This is a genomic window from Kitasatospora sp. NPDC034035, assembly GCF_055575755.1.
Map to the genome: position 1 here is coordinate 293,877 of NZ_JBVISA010000007.1, position 17,756 is coordinate 311,632.

Below are 17,756 nucleotides of genomic sequence, written 5' to 3' on the forward strand. Positions count from 1 at the left end.
GTGATCGAGAAGGCGGTTCGCGCCGCGACACTCGACCAGAGGGGCACCATGTACTCGCAGCCTTCGGAAGCCCGCCACCGCCGTCACAGCCGCCGCGCGGTCCTCGGCCTCGGGGCGGCCGTCGCCGTCACGGCCGCGACCGGCGGACCGGCCCGCGCCGCGTCCACCAGCGGCGGACCGGCCTACGCCGCATCCGCCCCGGGTACGCCCGACGGCTCCGATCTCCACCGCCGGCTCGCCGCCCTCGAACAGGAGCACTCCGCCCGGCTCGGCGTCTACGCCCGGAACCTGACCACCGGCCGGACCGTCCACTACCGCGCCGACGAACTGTTCCCGATCTGCTCGGTCTTCAAGACCGTCGCCGTCGCCGCCGTCCTGCGCGACCTCGACCGCGACGGCGAGTTCCTCGCCCGGCGGATCCGGTACACCCAGGCCGACGTCGACCGGGCCGGCGGCGCACCGATCACCGGCGAGCCCGGCAACCTGGCGAACGGCATGACCGTCGCCGAACTCTGCGCGGCCGCCCTCGACCACAGCGACAACACCGCCGGCAACCTGCTGCTCCGCGAACTCGGCGGACCGACGGCCGTCACCCGCTTCTGCCGCTCGATCGGTGACCGCGTCACCCGGCTGGACCGCTGGGAGCCCGAACTCAACACGGCCGAGCCCGATCGCATCACCGACACCACCAGCCCGCACGCCATCGGCCGCACCTACGGCCGCCTCGCCCTCGGCCGCACGCTCCCACCGGCCAAGCGCGACCGGCTCACCGCCTGGCTGCGGGCCAACACCACCAGCACCCACCGCTTCCGCGAGGGCCTGCCGCAGGACTGGACCCTCGCCGACAAGACCGGCACCGGCAGCTACGGCACCACCAACGACGTCGGCATCGCCTGGACCCCGACCGGAGCCCCCGTCCTCCTCGCCGTCCTCACCACCAAGCCCGCGGACGCCGCCGCCCCCAAGGACGAACCCCTCGTCGCGAAGACCGCCGCCCTGCTCGCCCCCGTCCTCGGGTAACCCCGCACCCGACGTGCCACCCCCGCACCGGCCGGGCGACGGCCCGCACCACGCGCTGCGCGCCGTCGCCGCCCGGCCTCGCCCTCGGCGGCCGCGGCTGCTCTCCCGTGCCCCGACCCGCAGCACCGCCCGTCCCGCCCGTGCGCGGTCCACCCGCTGCCACTCGCTGACGCCCCTTACTCACCTGTGCGCCCGCGCCGCCCCGGGGACAGACTGGTGGTGGACCGATGCTGTCCCGCGAGGCTGGGAGACGCATGCTGCTGGGACTCACCACCGCGCTGGTCGCGACCGTCTGCTTCGGCTTCGGGGCGGTCTTCCAGGCGCGCGGGGCGCGGTCGGCCCCGCGTGCCGACCGGGTGCGGGCGGGGCTGCTGGCCGCGCTGGTGCGGTCGTGGCAGTTCCTGGTCGGGACGGTGCTGGACATCGCCGGCTTCGTGCTGAGCATCGTGGCCCTGCGCAGCCTTCCGCTCTTCCTGGTGCAGGCCGTCACCAACGCCAGCCTGGCCGTCACCGCCCTGGCCGCCGTCTGGCTGCTGGGAGCGCGCCTGCGCCGGGGGGACGTCGCGGGCATCGTTGTCGTCGTCGTCGGCCTCACCCTGCTGGCGCTCGGCTCGGGCAAGGAGGGCCGGAACGACGCCCCGGCGGCGTTCCACTGGTCGCTGCTCGCCACCACCGCCGTCATGCTGCTGGCCACCCTCGTGCTGGTGCGCCGGGACGGCACCGTGGCGGCCGCCGGGTTGGGCCTGCTGGCCGGGGTCGGTTTCGGGGTGACCAGCCTCGCGGTGCGCGTCCTGGATGCCTCCGGCCCGCTCGCGGTCCTCTCCGACCCGGCCGCCTACGCCTTGGCCGTCGGCGGCCTCGGCGGCTATCTCGCGTACGCACTGGCCCTGCAGCGCGGCACGGTGACGGCCGCGACCGCCGCCGGGACGGTGGCCGAGACCTTCGGCCCGGCCCTGGTCGGCGTGGCGGCGCTCGGCGACGCCGCGCGCCCCGGGTTCGAGTGGTGCGCGCTGACGGGCTTCGCGGTGGCGGTGGGCGGCACTTTCCTGCTGTCCCGTTTCGGTGAACTCGAGGGCGGGTCGGCCGAGCTGTCGATGCCGTACCCGGGCGCCGAGGCGGAGCCGGCCGTCCCGCCCCGGTAGCCCGGACGACTCCGCCGTGCGAAGGTGACTTGCCGGACAAATCGGACGGCGACACGGCCTCAGAGCGGCAGGTGCGCGATGGCGGAGGAACCCCGATCGGAACCCCACCCCGGATCTCGGCGGTCGGTACCGACCGAGCGTCCCGTCGCGCTGATCACCGGCGCCTCCTCCGGGATCGGCCTCGCCACCGCCATCCGGTTGGCCGAGGCCGGCTGGCACACCCTGCTCTCCGGCACCGACCGGGCCCGCCTCGACGAGGTCGCCGACCGCACCGGCGGCCTGGCCCTGCCCGAGGACCTGAGCAAGCCGGACGGCCCGCGCCGCCTCGCCGACGCCGCCCTGACCGAGGCCGGCCGGGTGGACGCCCTGGTCGCGAGCGCCGGCCTCGGCTGGCGCGGCCCGTTCGCGGACACCCCCCTCGACACCCTGGACCGGATGTTCGAGGTCAACTTCGCCGCCCCGCTGCGCCTGGTCCGCCTGCTCCTGCCCGGCATGCTGGAGCGCCGCCACGGCCGGATCGTGCTGCTCGGCTCGATGGCCGGCCAGGTCGGCGTGCGCGACGAATCGGGCTACTCGGCCACCAAGGGCGGCCTGACCATGTTCGCGGAGAGCCTCTGGTACGAGCTGCGCGGTACGGGCGTGGGGGTGCGCCTGGTACTCCCGGGGGCGGTGGACACCCCGTTCTTCGACCGGCGCGGCACGCCGTACCAGCGGGAGCGGCCGCGCCCCGTCTCGGCGGAGCGGGTCGCGGACACCGTGGTCGCGACCATCAGCACCGAACGCGACCGTCTGTACGTGCCGCACTGGCTCGGCTTCCCGGCCCGCATCCACGGCGTCGCGCCGGGCGTGTTCCGCCGGATGGCCTCCCGCTTCGGGTGAGCGCCGGATGGGCGTCGCCACCGAGGCCGTCAGCACCGGGGCCGTCAGCACCGAGGCGGTCATCACGAAGGCCGTCTTCACCGGGGCCGCCGTGGCCGGGGTGGAGTTGCTGCACCTCGCCCCGGCCGCCGTCCGCCTCCCGCCGCTGCGCCGCACCCTGGCCCGCCGCACGGCCGGCCACGGCACCGCCCCCGGCCACATCGCCCTGACCTTCGACGACGGCCCCGACCCGCGTAGCACTCCGTACATCCTCGACGCGCTGGACGAACTCGGCGTCCGTGCCACCTTCTTCCTGCTGGGCGCGATGCTGGAACGGGCCCCCGCGCTCGGCCGCGAGCTGGTGCGGCGCGGCCACGAGGTCGCCGTCCACGGCTGGCACCACCGGCAGCAGTGGTACCCGGCCCCCGCCCGCGACCTGCGCGAACTGCGCCGCGCCAGCGAGGCGGTGACCGACCTCTGCGGCGCCCGCCCGCTCTGGTACCGCCCGCCGTACGGCGTCCTGACCGCCGGCCCGGCCCTGGCCGCCCGCCGCCTGGGCCTGCGCAGCGTGCTGTGGACCGCCTGGGGCCGCGACTGGACGGCGGAGGCCACCGGCGCCTCCGTCTACGCGACCGCCCGCCCCGGCCTGACCGGCGGCGCGACCCTCCTCCTCCACGACTCCGACTGCACCTCCGCCCCCGACTCCTGGCGCGCCACCCTCGCCGCCCTACCCCTGATCGCCGGCCACTGCCGCACCCGCCACCTCACCCTCGGCCCGCTCCGCGACCACGCGGTGCCGCCCCGCTAGCCGGGCTCGCGCCCGTGTCGGCACGGTGCGCGTGACCTACCCCAGCCCCACCCGCCGCAGTGCCTCCGCGAACCCTGCCTGCCATCCCGTCGGGGTGGCGCCGGGCGAGGGCGCGGGGGAGGGCCGTTTCAGGGCCGCGAGGGCGTTGCGGACGACGTCGGCCGGGCGGGCGGAGGTGACGTCGGCGTGGCCGAGTTCGAGTTCGTGCTGGAGGTTGTCGCGCCCGTGGCCCTGGACGACGTCGAGGAGCAGCAGCCGTCGGCCGAGTGCGCGGGCTTCGCTGCAGGTGTCGCCGGAGCTGGTGACGACGAGGTCGGCGGCGGTCATCAGCGCGGGGATCCGGTCGGTGTAGCCGAACGGGTGCAGCCGGGGCTGCCGGTGGGCGGCGGCTCGGAGGCGGTGCTGGAGTGCGCGGTTGCGTCCGGCGACCGCGAGCACGTGCGGCCCGGTGGCGGCGAGTGAGGCGGCGGTGCGGGCGAGCGGGCCGAGCCCCCAGGAGCCGGACATCAGCAGGACGCAGGGGGCGTCCGCCGGTACGCCCAGCTCGTTCCGTGCTTCGGCGCGTCCCGGCGGGTGGTAGAACGGCTGCCGCAGCGGCGCGGGCACGACGGCGATGTCGGCGTCCGGGCGGTACCGCCGCACCGCGCAGGCGGCGACCTCGGAGGTGACCAGGAACAGGTCCGTCCCCTCCTGTACCCAGAGCCGGTGCGGCGTCACGTCGGTGCAGAACACGAAGTGCCGGAACTCCCGTCCCTGTCCCCACCCCTGCAGCCGGTTGACCGCCGAGGTCGCGGTGGCGAACACCGAGACCACGAGCTGCGGCCGCTGGGTCTCGACCAGTTTCCGCAGTGCCGGGACGAGCCGGGTGCGGGCCGCCGCGTCGGTGAGCCGGGCGATCCGGGTGCCCGGCCGCAGCGCCGAGAAGTGGAAGGCGTCGTACACCCCGGGGAGGCCGAGCAGGTGGCGGAAGACCGCCTCCCCGGCGGCGCCCGAGCGTTCGCCGAGCAGGGCCATGGCGTCGACGGTGTCGGTGGTCCAGCCGCGGTCCCGCAGGGTGTCGGCGCAGGCCTGGGCCATCACGTCGTGGCCCTGGCCGAGCGAGCCGGAGATCAGCAGGGCGTGCGGCATCGGGTGGTCCCGGTCAGGTGGTGGTGGACGCGGCGGTGGCGGCCCGGTACCAGTCGGCGTACCGTCGCACGCCGTCCGCGAAGTTGGTCCGCGGAGACCAGCCGAGCAGTCGCTTCGCTTGAGCGGACGAGATCCGACGGCCCGTGTAGTCGGCTTTCCGGCCCCCGATGTGTTCGATGCTGACGGGTCCGAGCAGTTCGTCGACGGTGTCGGCGATGTCGCGTACGGAGACGGCGGTGGAGCCTTCGAGGGCGAAGGTCTGGTCCTCGGCGGCGGGGGACAGGGCCCGGACGTGGGCGTCGGCGAGGTCCTCGACGTAGACGAAGTTGCGGCTCTGGCGTCCGTCGCCGGCGATGGTGATCGGCCGCCCGGCCAGCGCGGCCTGGACGAACCGTGCGACGACCAGTTCGTCGCGCATCCGGGGTCCGTACGGGATGCCGTAGCGCAGGATGGTGAAGTGCTGCCCGTACAGCTCGCGGTAGCTGTGCACCAGCATTTCGGCGGCGAGCTTGGTGGCCACGTAGAGGTGGCCGCTGTGCTCCAGCTCGATCGGGACGTGCTCGTCCAATTCCTCTTCTTCGCCGCCGAGTTGCTCGCCGCCGAGGGCGGCGCCGTAGACCCAGACGGTACTCGCGAGCACGGTGCGGCTGAGGCCGCTGCGCCGCGCGGCTTCCAGGACGGCCTCGGTGCCGTCGATGTTGGTCCGCACGGCGCGGACCGGGTCGGCGGAGACCTGTTCGACGTCGGCCATCGCGGCGAGGTGGTAGACCACTTCGCTGCCCGCCAGTGCGGAGGTGAGGGCCTTCAGGTCGAGGACGTCGATCCGCGCGTGTTCGGCGTCGGGGTTGAGGTACTGGTCGGTGGTGTCCACCGCGAGGACGTCGTGGCCGGCCGCGATCAGGTGGTCCACGACGTGTGAGCCGATGAATCCGCAGCCCCCGGTGACGGCTATCCGCACGTTCTTGCTCCCTTCGCTCCGGCCGGCCGGCTAACCGGCCGACCGCCGGTACACCGCCGAGACGGCTTCGATGACCTGCTCCGTCTCGTCCTCCGTCATGTCGGAGTGCACCGGCAGGCAGACCTGCCGTGCGCAGAGGTCCTCGGCCACGGGCAGGGGCCCGCGCCGGTACGGGGCGAGCACGGGCTGCAGGTGCAGCGGCAGGTCGTAGACCTCGCCGGACAGCCGCACGCCGTGCTCCTCGGCGACCGCCCGCTTGAACGCCGCACGGTCCGTGCCGGGCGGCAGCAGCGCCACGTACTTGTAGTAGTTGCCACGGCAGCCGGGCGGTTCGAGCACCGGCTGCAGGCCGTCCGGCCCGGCCAGCGCCGCGTCGTAGCGACGGGCGACGGCCCGGCGGGCCTCGATGAACTCCTTGAGCCGGCGCAGGTGCACGGCGCCGACCGCCGCGTGGAGCTCGCTCATCCGCCAGGAGTAGCCGAGCAGCACGTGGTGGTTGGTGGTGAAGGAGCCCTTGCCCTGGTCACGGTAGATCCGGGCCTCGTCGCGCAGCTCCGGCGACTCGGTGAGGATCATGCCGCCCTCACCGCTGGTGGTGACCTTGGTCGGGTAGAAGGAGAAGGCTCCGGCCAGCCCGAAGGTCCCGGCGGCGCGCCCGTTGACGCTGCTGCCGTGGGCGTGCGCGGCGTCCTCGACCAGCGGGATGCCGCGTTGGTCGCAGAGTGCCCGCAGGGCGTCGACCTGCGGGGTGACCAGCCCGCCGATGTGCACCAGCACGACGGCGGCGGTGTCCGGGGTGAGGGCCTCCTCGAGGGTTTCGGGGGAGAGCGCGAGGGTGGCCGGGTCGACGTCGGCGAACACCGGGCGCCCGCCCGCGTGGAGCACCGCGCCGGCGGTCGCGTAGAAGGTGACGGCGGGGACGACCACGTCGCGGCCCCGGACATCGACGGTGCGCAGGATCATCTCCAGCGCCGCCGTGCCACTGCTCACCGCGACGGCGTGGGAGGCGCCGTGCTCGGCGGCGAAGCCCTGCTCGAAGCGCTCGGTCCAGGGACCGAGGGTCAGGGCACCGGTGGTGAGCATCTCGGTCACCGCCTCGGCGACGGCCGCGCGGTCGCTCTCGTCGAACACGATGCGGGCGGCTGGCACGCCCATGGGGCACCTCCGGCGGCGGGCTGCCGACGCAGCACCGATCGGGTCGGATCCTCCCGAACCGCACAAAAGCGGTCGGGTCAGGCACATCACGCTACTTCGCCCGGCCGGGTCACGGCCTGTCGTCGCCCCCCGCACGGGTGACCCGGCTGCTTCCTCCGCAGGTAGGAGGGCTACTCCCGACGCAGGGCGTGCGCTCCTCCGTCCGGGGGACGGCCGTACTGCGTCCGCAGTACGCAAACGGCCTGCGCAGGGACGACGACGGAGCAGGGGTCGGCGATCAAGGATTGGTCACGCTGCGGCGGACCGCGTCCTCAGGGGCGTACGGCCCGCCCGCGGCGCGCCCTGTACCGAGACGCCGCATCCGAAGGAGTCCGCTCTCCCGTGGCCACGTTCCTCTACCGCCTGGGCCGATGGGCCTTCGTCCGGCGCCGGCTGGTGACCTTGCTCTGGGTCGCCGTGCTGGCGGTCGGCGGAGTCCTGGCGGCCAAGGCGCCCGCCGCACCCGACGACGGCTTCGCGATGCCCGGCACGGAAGCGCAGAAGGCCTTCGACCTGATGAACGAGCGCTTCCCCGGCGGTCACGCCGACGGCGCCTCGGCCAGGTTGGTGTTCGTCGCGCCCTCCGGGCAGAAGATCACCGCCGCGCCCCACCAGCAGGCGGTGGAGCGGACGGTCGACGAGCTCGCCCACGCCGAGCAGGTCACCGGGGCGGTCAGCCCCTTCAAGGCGGGCGCCGTCTCCAAGGACGGCAGCACCGCGTACGCGACCGTGAACTACTCCGTCAAGGCGGGCGAGCTGTCCCAGGGCGCCACCCACGCCCTGGAGCAGGCCGCCCAGCACGGCCGGGACGCCGGGCTCAAGGTCGAGATCGGCGGCAACGCGCTGACGGCCAAACCCGGCGCGGGCGGCAGCAGCGAGACGATCGGCATGGCACTGTCCGCCGTCGTGCTGGTGATCACCTTCGGCTCGCTGGTCGCGGCCGGCCTGCCGCTGCTCACGGCGGTCGTCGGCGTCGGCCTCGGCATGGCGCTGATCACCGCGCTCGGCAGCACCCTCGGCCTGTCCAGCACCACCGGCACGCTCGCCATGATGCTCGGCCTCGCGGTCGGCATCGACTACGCGGTGTTCATCGTCTCCCGCTACCGGGCCGAACTCACCGAGGGCCGGACCCCCCAGGAGGCGGCCGGCCGGGCCGTCGGCACCGCCGGGTCCGCCGTGGTGTTCGCCGGCCTCACCGTGGTGATCGCCCTCGCCGGGCTGTCCGTGGTCGGCATCCCGATCCTCGCCAAGATGGGCATGGCCGCCGCCGGGACGGTCGTCATCGCCGTGCTGGTCGCGCTCACCCTGGTCCCGGCGCTGCTCGGCTTCCTCGGCCGCAAGGTGCTGCCGCGCAAGGTCCGCAAGGCCCGCGGCGACGCCGCCCGGGAGGCGACCAAGGAGAACGGCGGCGCCCGCTGGGCCCGGTTCGTGCTGCGCCGCCCGCTCGCGGTGCTGCTCGGCGGCGTGATCGGACTCGGCGTGCTCGCGGCCCCCGCGCTCGACCTACGGCTCGGCCTGCCGGGCGACGAGGCCAAGCCCACCTCCACCACCCAGCGCCGCGCCTACGACCTGCTCTCCGAGGGCTTCGGCCCGGGCTTCAACGGCCCGCTGACCGTCCTGGTGGACGCCAAGGGCGTCGCCGACCCGAAGGCCGCGGCGAACGAGGTCTCCCAGAAGGTCTCCGGCCTGCCGGGCGTCGTCACCGTGACACCGCCGATGTTCAACCAGGCCGGCGACACGGCCCTGCTCAACGCGATACCGGCGACCGGCCCGAGCGAGGCCGAGACCAAGGCCATCGTGCACGCCATCCGCGGCGACGCGGCCGCCCTGAAGTCGGCCACCGGCGCGACGGTCCTGGTCAGCGGTACGACGGCGATGAACATCGACGTCTCGCAGAAGCTCACGGACGCACTGGTGCCCTACCTCGCCGTGGTGGTCGGCCTCGCCGTCCTCCTGCTGCTGGTGGTCTTCCGCTCCGTGCTCGTCCCGCTGAAGGCGGCGCTCGGCTTCCTGCTCTCGGTGGCCGCCGCCCTCGGCGCCGTGGTCGCGGTCTTCCAGTGGGGCTGGCTGGCCGACCTGATCGGCGTGGAGCAGACCGGCCCGGTGATGAGCATGATGCCGATCTTCATGATCGGCGTGGTCTTCGGCCTCGCCATGGACTACGAGGTGTTCCTGGTCACCCGGATCCGGGAGGGCTACGTCCACGGCGAGGAGCCCGGCGAGGCGATCGTCACCGGCTTCCGGCACAACGCCCGGGTGGTCACCGCCGCCGCCTTCATCATGATCGCCGTCTTCTCGGGCTTCATCGGGATGAGCGAGCCGATGATCAAGATGATGGGCCTGGGGCTCGCCGCGGCCGTCGCCTTCGACGCCTTCGTGGTCCGGATGGCCATCGTCCCGGCCGTCCTCGCCCTGCTCGGCCGCCGTGCCTGGTGGCTGCCGCGTCGGCTCGACCGGCTGATACCGGACGTGGACGTCGAGGGCAGCAAGCTGCAGCCGCCCGCCGCCGAACCGGCCCCGGCCCCGGAGTCGGTCACCGTCTAGGCAAGCAGGCAAGCAGGCAAGCAGGCAAGCAGGCAGGCAGGCAGGCAGGACGGGGCCGGGCGGAACACGCCCGGACCCGTCCGGACCCGGTCGGCACCGCTGGCGCCGGCCGGCACAGCTCGCCTCGCTCGGCACTGCTTGCCCCGTCCGGCTCGACACTGGTTCGAGCCCCTACCGTTACCGTTGCTGTCGGGGGCCGCCGCCCGCGCGGAGGTCCCCGGTCCGGCCCGCCGCCCTCACCCGGACGCGGCGCGGCACGAACTGGCGAGCCCGGCGAGGCTGCGGCCAGGGCCCCCGACCCGGAGAGCACGACCATGACCGACACCTGGCAGCGCCTGCGTCGCGACCACCCGCGGCTGCTCGACGCCGTCGGCGGAGCCGCCCTGATCACGGTCACCGCGCTCGGCGCCACCGTCGACCAGACCAACGGGCCCGTCACCATGCCCGACCCGGCCACCGGCGTGATCGCCCTGGTCTCCGCCGTCGCCGTGTTCGCCCACCGCCGCTTCCCGCGCGCGGTCGTCGCCGTCACACTGCTCTGCACGATGGTGCTCGCCGGGACGAGCCCCCGGCTCACCCCCATGCTGGCCACCCCCCTCCTGCTCGCGCTCTACTTCCTCGCCGTCCGCACCGACCGCGCCACCGCCCTGCGCGCCTCGATCGCCACCGCCGTCCTGCTCACCGGGATCTCCCTGCTGCTCGGCCCCGGCGGCCCGATCGGCGAGCGGATCAGCGTCCTGGCCTGGGCCCTGCTGCCCGGCGCCCTCGGCGACTCCATCCGCAACCGCCGCGCCCACCTCGCGGCCATCGAGGAACGCGCCGAACGCGCCGAACGCACCCGCGAGGAGGAGGCCCGCCGCCGGGTCGCCGACGAGCGGATCCGGATCGCCCGCGACCTGCACGACGTGGTCGCCCACCACATCGCCTTGGCCAACGCCCAGGCCGGCATCGCCGTCCACCTCATGGACAACCACCCGGTGCAGGCCCGCGAGGTGCTCAGCCACATCACCGACGCCACCGGCTCGGCCCTGCAGGAGCTGCGCGCCACCGTCGGCCTGCTGCGCCGCGCCGAGGAGCCCGCCCCGCTCGAACCCACCCCGGGCCTGGACCGGCTGCCCGAGCTGCTCGGCTCCTTCGAGCGGGCCGGGCTGCCGGTCCGCCTCACCGTCCGCGGTGACGCCCGGCCGCTGTCGCCCGGCGTCGACCTCACCGCCTTCCGGATCGTCCAGGAGTCGCTGACCAACGTCGCCAAGCACGCCCACGGCGCCGACGCCGAGGTCACCCTCGCCTACAGCGAGAGCCGGGTGACGGTCAGCGTCGCCAACGGCCGTCCGGCCGCGACCGGGAGCCCCCGCGCCGCACTGCTGCCCCAGCCCGCCCCGGGCGAGAGCGGCTTCGGCCTGATCGGCATGCGCGAGCGGGCCGGCGCGGTGGGCGGTCGGCTCAGCGCCGACCGACGGCCCGACGGGGGCTTCCTGGTCACCGCCGAACTGCCCCTGCGCACCGGCGCCCTCGACGACGGCCCGGCCCATGCCGGTGCGGCCGGTCCGCACCCGGCCGGTGCACACGGGGCCGGCTCACCAGGGGCCGGTGCCCGCGGGGTCGGCTCGCCGGGGGCCGGTGGACAGGATCACGCCGTTCGGGGAGGCGGCGCCGCGCCCCTCTGCAGCCCCCGAACCGCCCGCGCCGCCCGTACGCACGACGCCGAAGGACAGGACCGCGCCGCCCGACCGGCACGCGCGGTCCGAGAGGACAGGGACCACGCATGACCATCAGGGTGCTCCTCGCCGACGACCAGGCCCTGCTGCGCGGCGCCTTCCGCATGCTGATCGACGCGGAGGAGGACATGGAGGTGGTCGGCGAGGCCGCCGACGGGCGCGAGGCCGTCGAGCTCGCCCGGGCCACCAGGCCCGACATCGTCCTGATGGACATCCGGATGCCCGGCGCCGACGGCCTCGGCGCCACCGCCGCGATCTGCGGCGACGAGGAACTGTCGGGCACCCGGGTGCTCATCCTCACCACCTTCGAGATCGACGAGTACGTGGCCCAGGCGCTGCGCGCGGGCGCCGGCGGCTTCCTCGGCAAGGGCGCTGACCCGAAGGAACTGCTCGCCGCCGTCCGTACCGTCGCAGCCGGCGACGCCCTGCTCTCGCCCGCCGCCACCCGGGCCGTGATCGACCAGTTCCTGGCCCAGCCCGACCCGGGCGCCGCCGGCCCGGCGAGCGAGCGGCTCGCCGTCCTCACCGCCCGCGAGCGCGAGGTGATGTCGATGGCCGCCACCGGCCTCACCAACGAGGAGATCGCCGAGCGGATGTTCGTCAGCCCGTTCACCGTCCGCACCCACGTGCACCGGGCGATGGCCAAGCTCGACGCCCGCGACCGCGCCCAACTCGTCGCGATCGCCTACCAGTCCGGCCTGGTCCCGCCCGGCCGGCCGTCCTGATCACGGCCGACTCGCGTCATTCGAGCAGCCTGAGGGCTGAGTCTCCGTCAAATTTCCGCAGCAGAAGCGGATCAGGTTCCCGGCCTGGCCGAAAACGACCCCCGAACTGGTGTATCAGCGAGTAGTCTGCCGGTGACTCAGAATGAGGAGGATGTTCGTGGAAACCAAGGACACGGCCGGCGAGGTGCGGATTCTCCAGCCGTTGCCCGGGCGTACGGCGGACGCATCTCAGGCGTTCGACCTTCGGCTCGCGCGACTGCTCCGCCTGCTCGGGGTCGAGGCCGCACCCGGTCCCGACTACCAGAGTTCGGCCCGGTGGGAGGTCCACAAGGTGGTCGCCGGAAGGTCCGAGCTGCCCGAGGAGTACTTCGAGGCGCTGCTGGAGGCGGCGGTCCACGACCCCAACCCGAGCTTCAACCGGCGCTTCGTCGAGCCGGCCCTGCTCGCCTTCGGGCAGCGCCGGGTCCGCCTCGCCCTGCTCGGCTACCTGCGCACCGGCACCGGCCCGGAGCGGGCGGGCGCCGCGCGGGCCTGGTACTGGACGGCCCTGTCGATCGGGGACGGGCGCAACGGCGCCGCCGCCGACGAGGGTGCGAGCGTCCGGGACGCCTGGTACGAGACCGCGCTGCGGGAGTTCGTCGCCAACGAGGACCTGGACGTCCGCCGCTGCATCCTCCCCGGCCTCCCGCTCGTGCCGCGCGCCTACCCGGCGGAACTGCACGGCCTGGTCGAGGCGGCGGTCGCGATCGCCCGCTCGCACCCCGACGAGTACATTCGGCACCGCGCGGAGATCCAGGTCGGTCTCTGACTCTCGGGTGACCCCGCTCCGGGTGCACGCGCCGACGTGCGCACTCGACGGGTGTACCCGGAGCGGCATTTCCCGTCCGGTCGTTCCATTCGCCCACGATCCGGCGAATCGCTCCGGCCACCGGCCCTGGGCCGAGGAGCCCGAGCGCTTCATCGCCCTCGTCGACGACTTCCTGAACGAACGCCTCTAGCGTCGCGGTGAGGTGCCGGTGTCCGGGGCGGGCTTGGCGGCGAACGGGCATCGGTTGGCAACCTATCGGTGGCACGCCACGGTGCGCGCCGACGAGACTTTCCGTCATGAGCCGTGGCCCCCGGTGCCACGGCCGAGCACGAAAAGGGGAAGTCCCATGGCGACGTTCGTTCTCGTACCCGGCGGTTGGCACGGCTCCTGGGCGTTCGAGGCGGTGGTCCCGCTGCTGGAGCGGGCCGGCCACACCGTCCACACCCTGACCCTGACCGGCCTGCGCCCCCACGACGACCCCGCCACGATCGCCGCCGCCAACCTCGACACCCACGCCGAGGACGTGCTGCGCCTGCTGGAGCGCGCCCACCTCGGCGACGTGACGCTCGTCGGTCACAGCTACGGCGGGATGGTGATCACCGCCGCCGCCGACCGCGCCGGCGGCCGGGTCTCCCGCCTGGTGTACCTGGACGCCTGCGTGCCGCGCGACGGCGAGTCGTGCTGGTCCATCATGAACGAGGGCTACCGGCAGTCGTTCGTCGCCGGCGCCGCCACCACCGGCTACGCCGTCCAACCCCCGTGGCGGCCGGACGGCGACCCGCGCCGCCGCCCGCACCCGCTCGCCGCCTTCCTGCAGACGGTCCACCTCACGGGCGCCCTCGCCGAGGTCACCCGCCGCGAGTTCGTCTACTGCTCGGGATGGGAGGACCGCACACCGTTTGCCGACCAGCGCACCCGGCTGCTCGCCGACCCGGGATGGACCGTCCACGACGTGCCGACCGGCCACAACCCGATGCGCGAGGCGCCGCAGGCAGTCGCCGCGCTCCTGCTCGACGGAGCAGATGAAGCCGATGAAGCCGACGAGCGCGGAGGACCCGACGAACGCGGCGGACCCGGCGGACCCGGTGACAACGCCGTCCTCACCCCGGGCCGGATGGCCCTGTTGGGGTCGTGACGTACCTGATGAACCTGGCGACATGATCACCAGGGGGCCGGACCGCTCACTGATCACCTCACTGATCACCTACGACCACTGACCGGTTTCGGAGCTGCTCGTCCAGCCGATCCGAGCCCACGTCACAGCAGGGCCAGCGCCTGCCGGAGGTTGTACTCGGCGATGCCGGCCATGGCCGACCGGTCGGGGAAGTCGCCGTCGAGCAGCCGCAGCGGGCCCGCCGTCAGCGACAGCCGCTGCGCCAGCGTGTAGAGGGCGAGCCGGGCCTCGTCCAGCCCGTCCACCGCCGGCGGCCGGTAGGCGTCGTGGAAGCGGATCCGCAGGAAGACGTGCTCCCACTCGACGTCGAAGTACATCGTGCCTTCGATGTCGATCAGCACCGGGTGCCCGTCCGCGTCCACCAGGACGTGGTCGGGCCCGAGTTCGCCGTGCACGACCGCGTACTCCGCGCGCGGCCGCACCGCCGCCGTCAGGCCCAGCAGCCGTTCCTCCAGCCGACCTTGGGTGTGCGCGATCCGCCGGTCGCGCGATGCAGCCTCGGCGAGGTCGCGCAGCGCACGGTCCAGGACGACCGCCTCGCAGGACGTACCGCGCGAGGTTCCCCCTCCGTCGACCACGGCCACCTTGCCGTACCCGGACGCCCGATGACCTCGCATCGCCTCCAGCGCTTCCCCGAGCCGGGCGACCACCGGGGCGGCCGAGCGTGGGTCGCGCGCGAGCAGGTCCTCCAGGTTCCCGCCCGGGAGGTCCTCGACGATCGCGAGGTCCGACGGGCCGTGGACGCCGTCGCGGTCCAGGAGCCGGATCGCCGGGACCCGGACGCCGAGCGCGTCCAGCCGCGCGTGCGCGGCCTCGAACAGGTCGAGCCCGAGGCCGGGGGAGAACGGGTTGGTGAGGTCGCTGTCGCCCTCGGCCGCCGGCCAGTAGTTCTCGGCGTCATCCCACAGGTAGGCGACCACCGTCGCCGCATCGTCCATCACCAGGCGGTACGCGCCCTTCTTGCTGCCACCCGCAAGCCGCTCGACGGTCTCCAGCCGCCGCCCGCCACCCAGTGCGGCCCGCGCCGCCCCCGCCAACCGCTGCCGCCCGACCGCCCCCGGTGCCACCGCGTTCCGAACCGCCCTCCCCGCGACCACGACCCGCGCACCCTACGGGAGCACCGACCGGCAGGCGAAAGACCCGCCATTTCCTCGGGTGCCTCGCCCCCGCCCGTGACGGCATCGTCCACCTCTCCGGCCGCCACCCGGCGGCAGCCGCCTGCAGCTCGGCGGGTGGCCCCCGGAAGCCTCGCCCGGAACCGCTGCCCGCAAGGGTCTGATGATCTACTCGCGGCCTTGCCGGCGCACAGCCTGCAGCCCAGGGCACGGCCCTGGTGCCGGTTGATCGGGTCACCCCCGTTTGTCCCTTTCGTCTCGGCGGGCGTGCGCGGAGGCTCGCCGCGCGCCGCGGTCCCTCCCGGCGCAGGATGGAAGTCCCGGGGCAGTGGTACAACCGGCGGCGGGAGGTCCGGGCCGTGGTGATCGCAATGGCAGACATCCGCGAGTGGCGTGGCCATGCCGTGGTCGACGAGAAGAGCCACCGCATCGGCACGCTGGAGTCGGTCTACGTCGAGACGGCCAGTGACGAGCCGTTCTTCGCCACCGTCACGGTGGGCTTCGCCGGTCGGCGCCGGCTGGTCTTCGTGCCGCTGGAGGGCGCCGTGGTCGGGCCGGACTACGTCCGGGTGGCGTATGCGAAGAACCAGGTCAAGGATGCTCCGGCGATCGGCACCGACGACGTCCTGCCCGCCGAGGACGAGCCCGCCGTGTTCGCCCACTACGAGCTTCCGTACGCGACCGGCGCCGGTGGCGAGCGCCGGCTGGCCCGCCGCTGACCTCGCGCGGGGGAAACCGGCGGGGGAAGCGGTTGGCAGCTGTTCCTCGCCCTGGCCTGAGCGGCGCCACGAGCCCGGCGACAACGGCACCACAGCCGACAACGCGCCACCGCTGACAGTCGGCAGCTGAGAGCCGACAACCGCATACCCGTAGGAGGGCCGCGACGGATCACCCGTCGCGGCCCTTTCGCTGTGCGCGGATGTTCCCGTACCGCCCGATGTTCCGTCATGCGTCGTTCATGTGCAGGTCGCTGGCCTTCGGATGAATGAGGCAGCCCGCAGTTGTACAGCCAACTGTGGAGCACCTCTTCCTCCCAGCCTTCCGTGACCAGCCGTACCCGGCCCCGGCGAACCGTCCCCCGGCGGACCGGGCACCGGGCGGCGGACAGGACAACCGTGGCCGCAGGCAGCGCCCTGACCATCACCTCATCCACCGACCCCACCGAAGGCGACCGGCTCACCTTCCACTGGACCACCGATGCTCCCGACGCCAAGAACTGGGTCGGCATCTACGACGGCACCCGGCAGCCCGGCACCGGTTCGTCGCTCCTGTGGAAGTACGTCCCGGGCACCTCCGGCGACGTGCAGATCGACACCTCCGCGCTGACCGGTGGCCCGTACACCGCCTACCTCCTCGCCAAGGACGGGTACGGCATCCTCGCCCGGAGCGCGCCGTTCGGCTTCCGCCCCAAGCCCGCCGTCGTCCGCCCGCACGCCGCCGTCGACGCCTTCACCGCGACGCCGGTCGCCCCGGGCGCCGCCGTACAGGTCAAGCTCGGCGGCCTCTGGTCCCGGCCGGTCGGCAATGTGCCCGGCTCCGCCGCCTTCCGCAAGGTCAGCGGCCCGGCCTGGGCCTCGGTCAGCGCCGATGGCACGCTGACCGGCACCGCTCCCGCCACCCCCGGCAAGAACCCCGAGGTGGTCGTCGTCGGCGTCAAGGACAGCGCGGGCGCCACCGACACCGTCACCGTCCTGGTCCCCGTCGTCGACCCGGCCGCGCCGCCCCGCCTCAAGGCCGCGAGCTGGAACCTGCACAACGCGGGCGCGGCCTCCACGGACGCGCTGGAGAAGCAGCTGCGCGTGGTCCTCGCCCAGGGCCTGGACGTGCTCGCCTTGCAGGAGACGGCGGGGGAGCGGGCCAAGACCCTGGCCGACGCCCTCGGCTGGTACGCCTACCAGAGCCCGGGCAGCGTCGGCATCCTCAGCCGCTACCCGCTCGCCGTCGTCACCCCGCCGACCGCCGACCTGCCCGCCGCCGCGGCCACCCTCCGGCTGCCCGGCGGCCGCGAGGTGCGCTTCTGGGCCGCTCACCTGGACGAGGCGGGCTACGGCCCGTACGCGGTCCAGGACGGCAGCTCCGCCGCGCAGACCGTGGCCGCCGAGAACGGCTCGCTCCGGGTGAAGCAGGCCGGGTTGCTGGCCGCCGCCGTGCGCGCGGACCTCGCCCGGCGTGTCCCGGTCGTCCTGGGCGGCGCGCTCTCCTCGCCCTCCCACCGGGACTGGACGGCCGCCACCGCCGCCGCCCACCACGGCGTCGGCCCGCTCGACTGGCCGGTCACCGTCGCCCTGGAGGCCGCCGGGCTGACCGACGCCTTCCGCGAGGAGTACCGCGACCCGGCCAAGGCCCCCGGGGCCACCTGGTCGCCCACCCGCAAGCAGCGCGGCGACCGGCCCGAGCCGCAGGACCGCATCGACTACGTCCAGTACGCCGGCCCGTTGAAGCTGGTCGAGGCGCACACCCTGGTCGCCGACTGGCCGCAGCCCGAGCCGAACACCGCCGCCAACGAGTGGCCCTCCGACACCGCCGCCGCCGTCGCCACCTTCCAGCTCTGAGAGGTCAGTTCG

15 protein-coding genes are annotated in these 17,756 nt (G+C 74.3%); 11 read left to right on the forward strand and 4 right to left on the reverse strand.

The window, feature by feature from the left end:
* Positions 1–48: 48 nt before the first annotated feature.
* The 4 genes from bla to ACZ52J_RS12970 all read left to right on the forward strand — a co-directional run bounded on the left by bla (position 49) and on the right by ACZ52J_RS12970 (position 3,828).
* The gene (gene bla, locus ACZ52J_RS12955) at positions 49–1,020 is read left to right on the forward strand and encodes a class A beta-lactamase (RefSeq protein WP_465618195.1); all 972 of its coding nucleotides are present in this window, start codon (positions 49–51) and stop codon (positions 1,018–1,020) included.
* A gap of 254 nt (positions 1,021–1,274) precedes the next feature.
* On the forward strand, positions 1,275–2,162 hold the full coding sequence (locus ACZ52J_RS12960; RefSeq protein ID WP_465618197.1) for a DMT family transporter: 888 nt from the start codon (positions 1,275–1,277) through the stop codon (positions 2,160–2,162).
* 78 nt (positions 2,163–2,240) lie between these two features.
* Positions 2,241–3,041 (forward strand): SDR family NAD(P)-dependent oxidoreductase, encoded by an 801-nt coding sequence (locus ACZ52J_RS12965; RefSeq protein ID WP_360504543.1) that lies wholly within the window; start codon positions 2,241–2,243, stop codon positions 3,039–3,041.
* Between the two features lie 7 nt (positions 3,042–3,048).
* Positions 3,049–3,828 carry a polysaccharide deacetylase family protein gene (locus ACZ52J_RS12970; protein ID WP_465618199.1) on the forward strand — a complete coding sequence of 260 codons (780 nt, stop codon included), beginning with the start codon at positions 3,049–3,051 and terminating at the stop codon, positions 3,826–3,828.
* Between the two features lie 36 nt (positions 3,829–3,864).
* Here the strand turns inward: ACZ52J_RS12970 and ACZ52J_RS12975 are convergent, their stop codons facing one another.
* The 3 genes from ACZ52J_RS12975 to ACZ52J_RS12985 are packed head-to-tail and all read right to left on the reverse strand — an operon-like array spanning position 3,865 to position 7,069.
* The gene (locus ACZ52J_RS12975; protein ID WP_465618201.1) at positions 3,865–4,956 is read right to left on the reverse strand and encodes a glycosyltransferase family protein; all 1,092 of its coding nucleotides are present in this window, start codon (positions 4,954–4,956) and stop codon (positions 3,865–3,867) included.
* Positions 4,957–4,969: 13 nt separating this feature from the next.
* Complete coding sequence (locus ACZ52J_RS12980) at positions 4,970–5,914, reverse strand: NAD-dependent epimerase/dehydratase family protein (RefSeq protein ID WP_465618203.1); 945 nt, start codon at positions 5,912–5,914, stop codon at positions 4,970–4,972.
* Positions 5,915–5,944: 30 nt separating this feature from the next.
* A complete protein-coding gene (locus ACZ52J_RS12985) occupies positions 5,945–7,069 on the reverse strand; it encodes a DegT/DnrJ/EryC1/StrS family aminotransferase (protein ID WP_465618205.1) in 1,125 nt (374 codons plus the stop codon).
* Positions 7,070–7,450: 381 nt separating this feature from the next.
* Between ACZ52J_RS12985 and ACZ52J_RS12990 the strand changes: the two genes are divergently transcribed.
* The 5 genes from ACZ52J_RS12990 (at position 7,451) to ACZ52J_RS13010 (ending at position 14,038) form a co-directional block, all read left to right on the forward strand.
* Positions 7,451–9,652: an MMPL family transporter gene (locus ACZ52J_RS12990; RefSeq protein ID WP_465618207.1), complete on the forward strand. Its 2,202-nt coding sequence runs from the start codon at positions 7,451–7,453 to the stop codon at positions 9,650–9,652.
* A 314-nt stretch (positions 9,653–9,966) separates the two neighbouring features.
* Positions 9,967–11,421 (forward strand): sensor histidine kinase, encoded by a 1,455-nt coding sequence (locus tag ACZ52J_RS12995; RefSeq protein ID WP_465618209.1) that lies wholly within the window; start codon positions 9,967–9,969, stop codon positions 11,419–11,421.
* Entirely contained in the window at positions 11,418–12,095 is a 678-nt protein-coding gene (locus ACZ52J_RS13000) for a response regulator transcription factor (RefSeq protein WP_465618211.1), read from the forward strand. The genes ACZ52J_RS12995 and ACZ52J_RS13000 overlap by 4 nt, the downstream gene beginning before the upstream one ends.
* 151 nt (positions 12,096–12,246) lie before the next feature.
* Positions 12,247–12,903, forward strand: coding sequence for a hypothetical protein (locus tag ACZ52J_RS13005; RefSeq protein WP_465618213.1), 657 nt, complete (start codon positions 12,247–12,249; stop codon positions 12,901–12,903).
* Positions 12,904–13,249: 346 nt separating this feature from the next.
* Positions 13,250–14,038, forward strand: a complete 789-nt coding sequence (locus ACZ52J_RS13010) for an alpha/beta fold hydrolase (RefSeq protein WP_465618215.1) — start codon at positions 13,250–13,252, stop codon at positions 14,036–14,038.
* A 122-nt stretch (positions 14,039–14,160) separates the two neighbouring features.
* Here ACZ52J_RS13010 and ACZ52J_RS13015 read toward each other — a convergent pair whose 3' ends face one another.
* Positions 14,161–15,114 (reverse strand): phosphotransferase family protein, encoded by a 954-nt coding sequence (locus ACZ52J_RS13015; RefSeq protein ID WP_465618277.1) that lies wholly within the window; start codon positions 15,112–15,114, stop codon positions 14,161–14,163.
* Positions 15,115–15,563: 449 nt separating this feature from the next.
* Here ACZ52J_RS13015 and ACZ52J_RS13020 point away from each other — a divergent pair, with 449 nt between their 5' ends.
* Complete coding sequence (locus ACZ52J_RS13020; RefSeq protein ID WP_465618217.1) at positions 15,564–15,911, forward strand: PRC-barrel domain-containing protein; 348 nt, start codon at positions 15,564–15,566, stop codon at positions 15,909–15,911.
* A gap of 396 nt (positions 15,912–16,307) precedes the next feature.
* Positions 16,308–17,744: an endonuclease/exonuclease/phosphatase family protein gene (locus tag ACZ52J_RS13025; protein WP_465618219.1), complete on the forward strand. Its 1,437-nt coding sequence runs from the start codon at positions 16,308–16,310 to the stop codon at positions 17,742–17,744.
* The last annotated feature ends 12 nt before the right edge of the window (positions 17,745–17,756 follow it).

Coding starts and splice junctions, on each gene's coding strand:
- bla (WP_465618195.1), top strand. CDS start 49: ATGTACTCGCAGCCTTCGGAAGCCCGCCACCGCCGTCACAGCCGCCGC.
- ACZ52J_RS12960 (WP_465618197.1), top strand. CDS start 1,275: ATGCTGCTGGGACTCACCACCGCGCTGGTCGCGACCGTCTGCTTCGGC.
- ACZ52J_RS12965 (WP_360504543.1), top strand. CDS start 2,241: ATGGCGGAGGAACCCCGATCGGAACCCCACCCCGGATCTCGGCGGTCG.
- ACZ52J_RS12970 (WP_465618199.1), top strand. CDS start 3,049: ATGGGCGTCGCCACCGAGGCCGTCAGCACCGGGGCCGTCAGCACCGAG.
- ACZ52J_RS12975 (WP_465618201.1), bottom strand. CDS start 4,956: ATGCCGCACGCCCTGCTGATCTCCGGCTCGCTCGGCCAGGGCCACGAC.
- ACZ52J_RS12985 (WP_465618205.1), bottom strand. CDS start 7,069: ATGGGCGTGCCAGCCGCCCGCATCGTGTTCGACGAGAGCGACCGCGCG.
- ACZ52J_RS12995 (WP_465618209.1), top strand. CDS start 9,967: ATGACCGACACCTGGCAGCGCCTGCGTCGCGACCACCCGCGGCTGCTC.
- ACZ52J_RS13000 (WP_465618211.1), top strand. CDS start 11,418: ATGACCATCAGGGTGCTCCTCGCCGACGACCAGGCCCTGCTGCGCGGC.
- ACZ52J_RS13005 (WP_465618213.1), top strand. CDS start 12,247: ATGTTCGTGGAAACCAAGGACACGGCCGGCGAGGTGCGGATTCTCCAG.
- ACZ52J_RS13010 (WP_465618215.1), top strand. CDS start 13,250: ATGGCGACGTTCGTTCTCGTACCCGGCGGTTGGCACGGCTCCTGGGCG.
- ACZ52J_RS13020 (WP_465618217.1), top strand. CDS start 15,564: ATGGCAGACATCCGCGAGTGGCGTGGCCATGCCGTGGTCGACGAGAAG.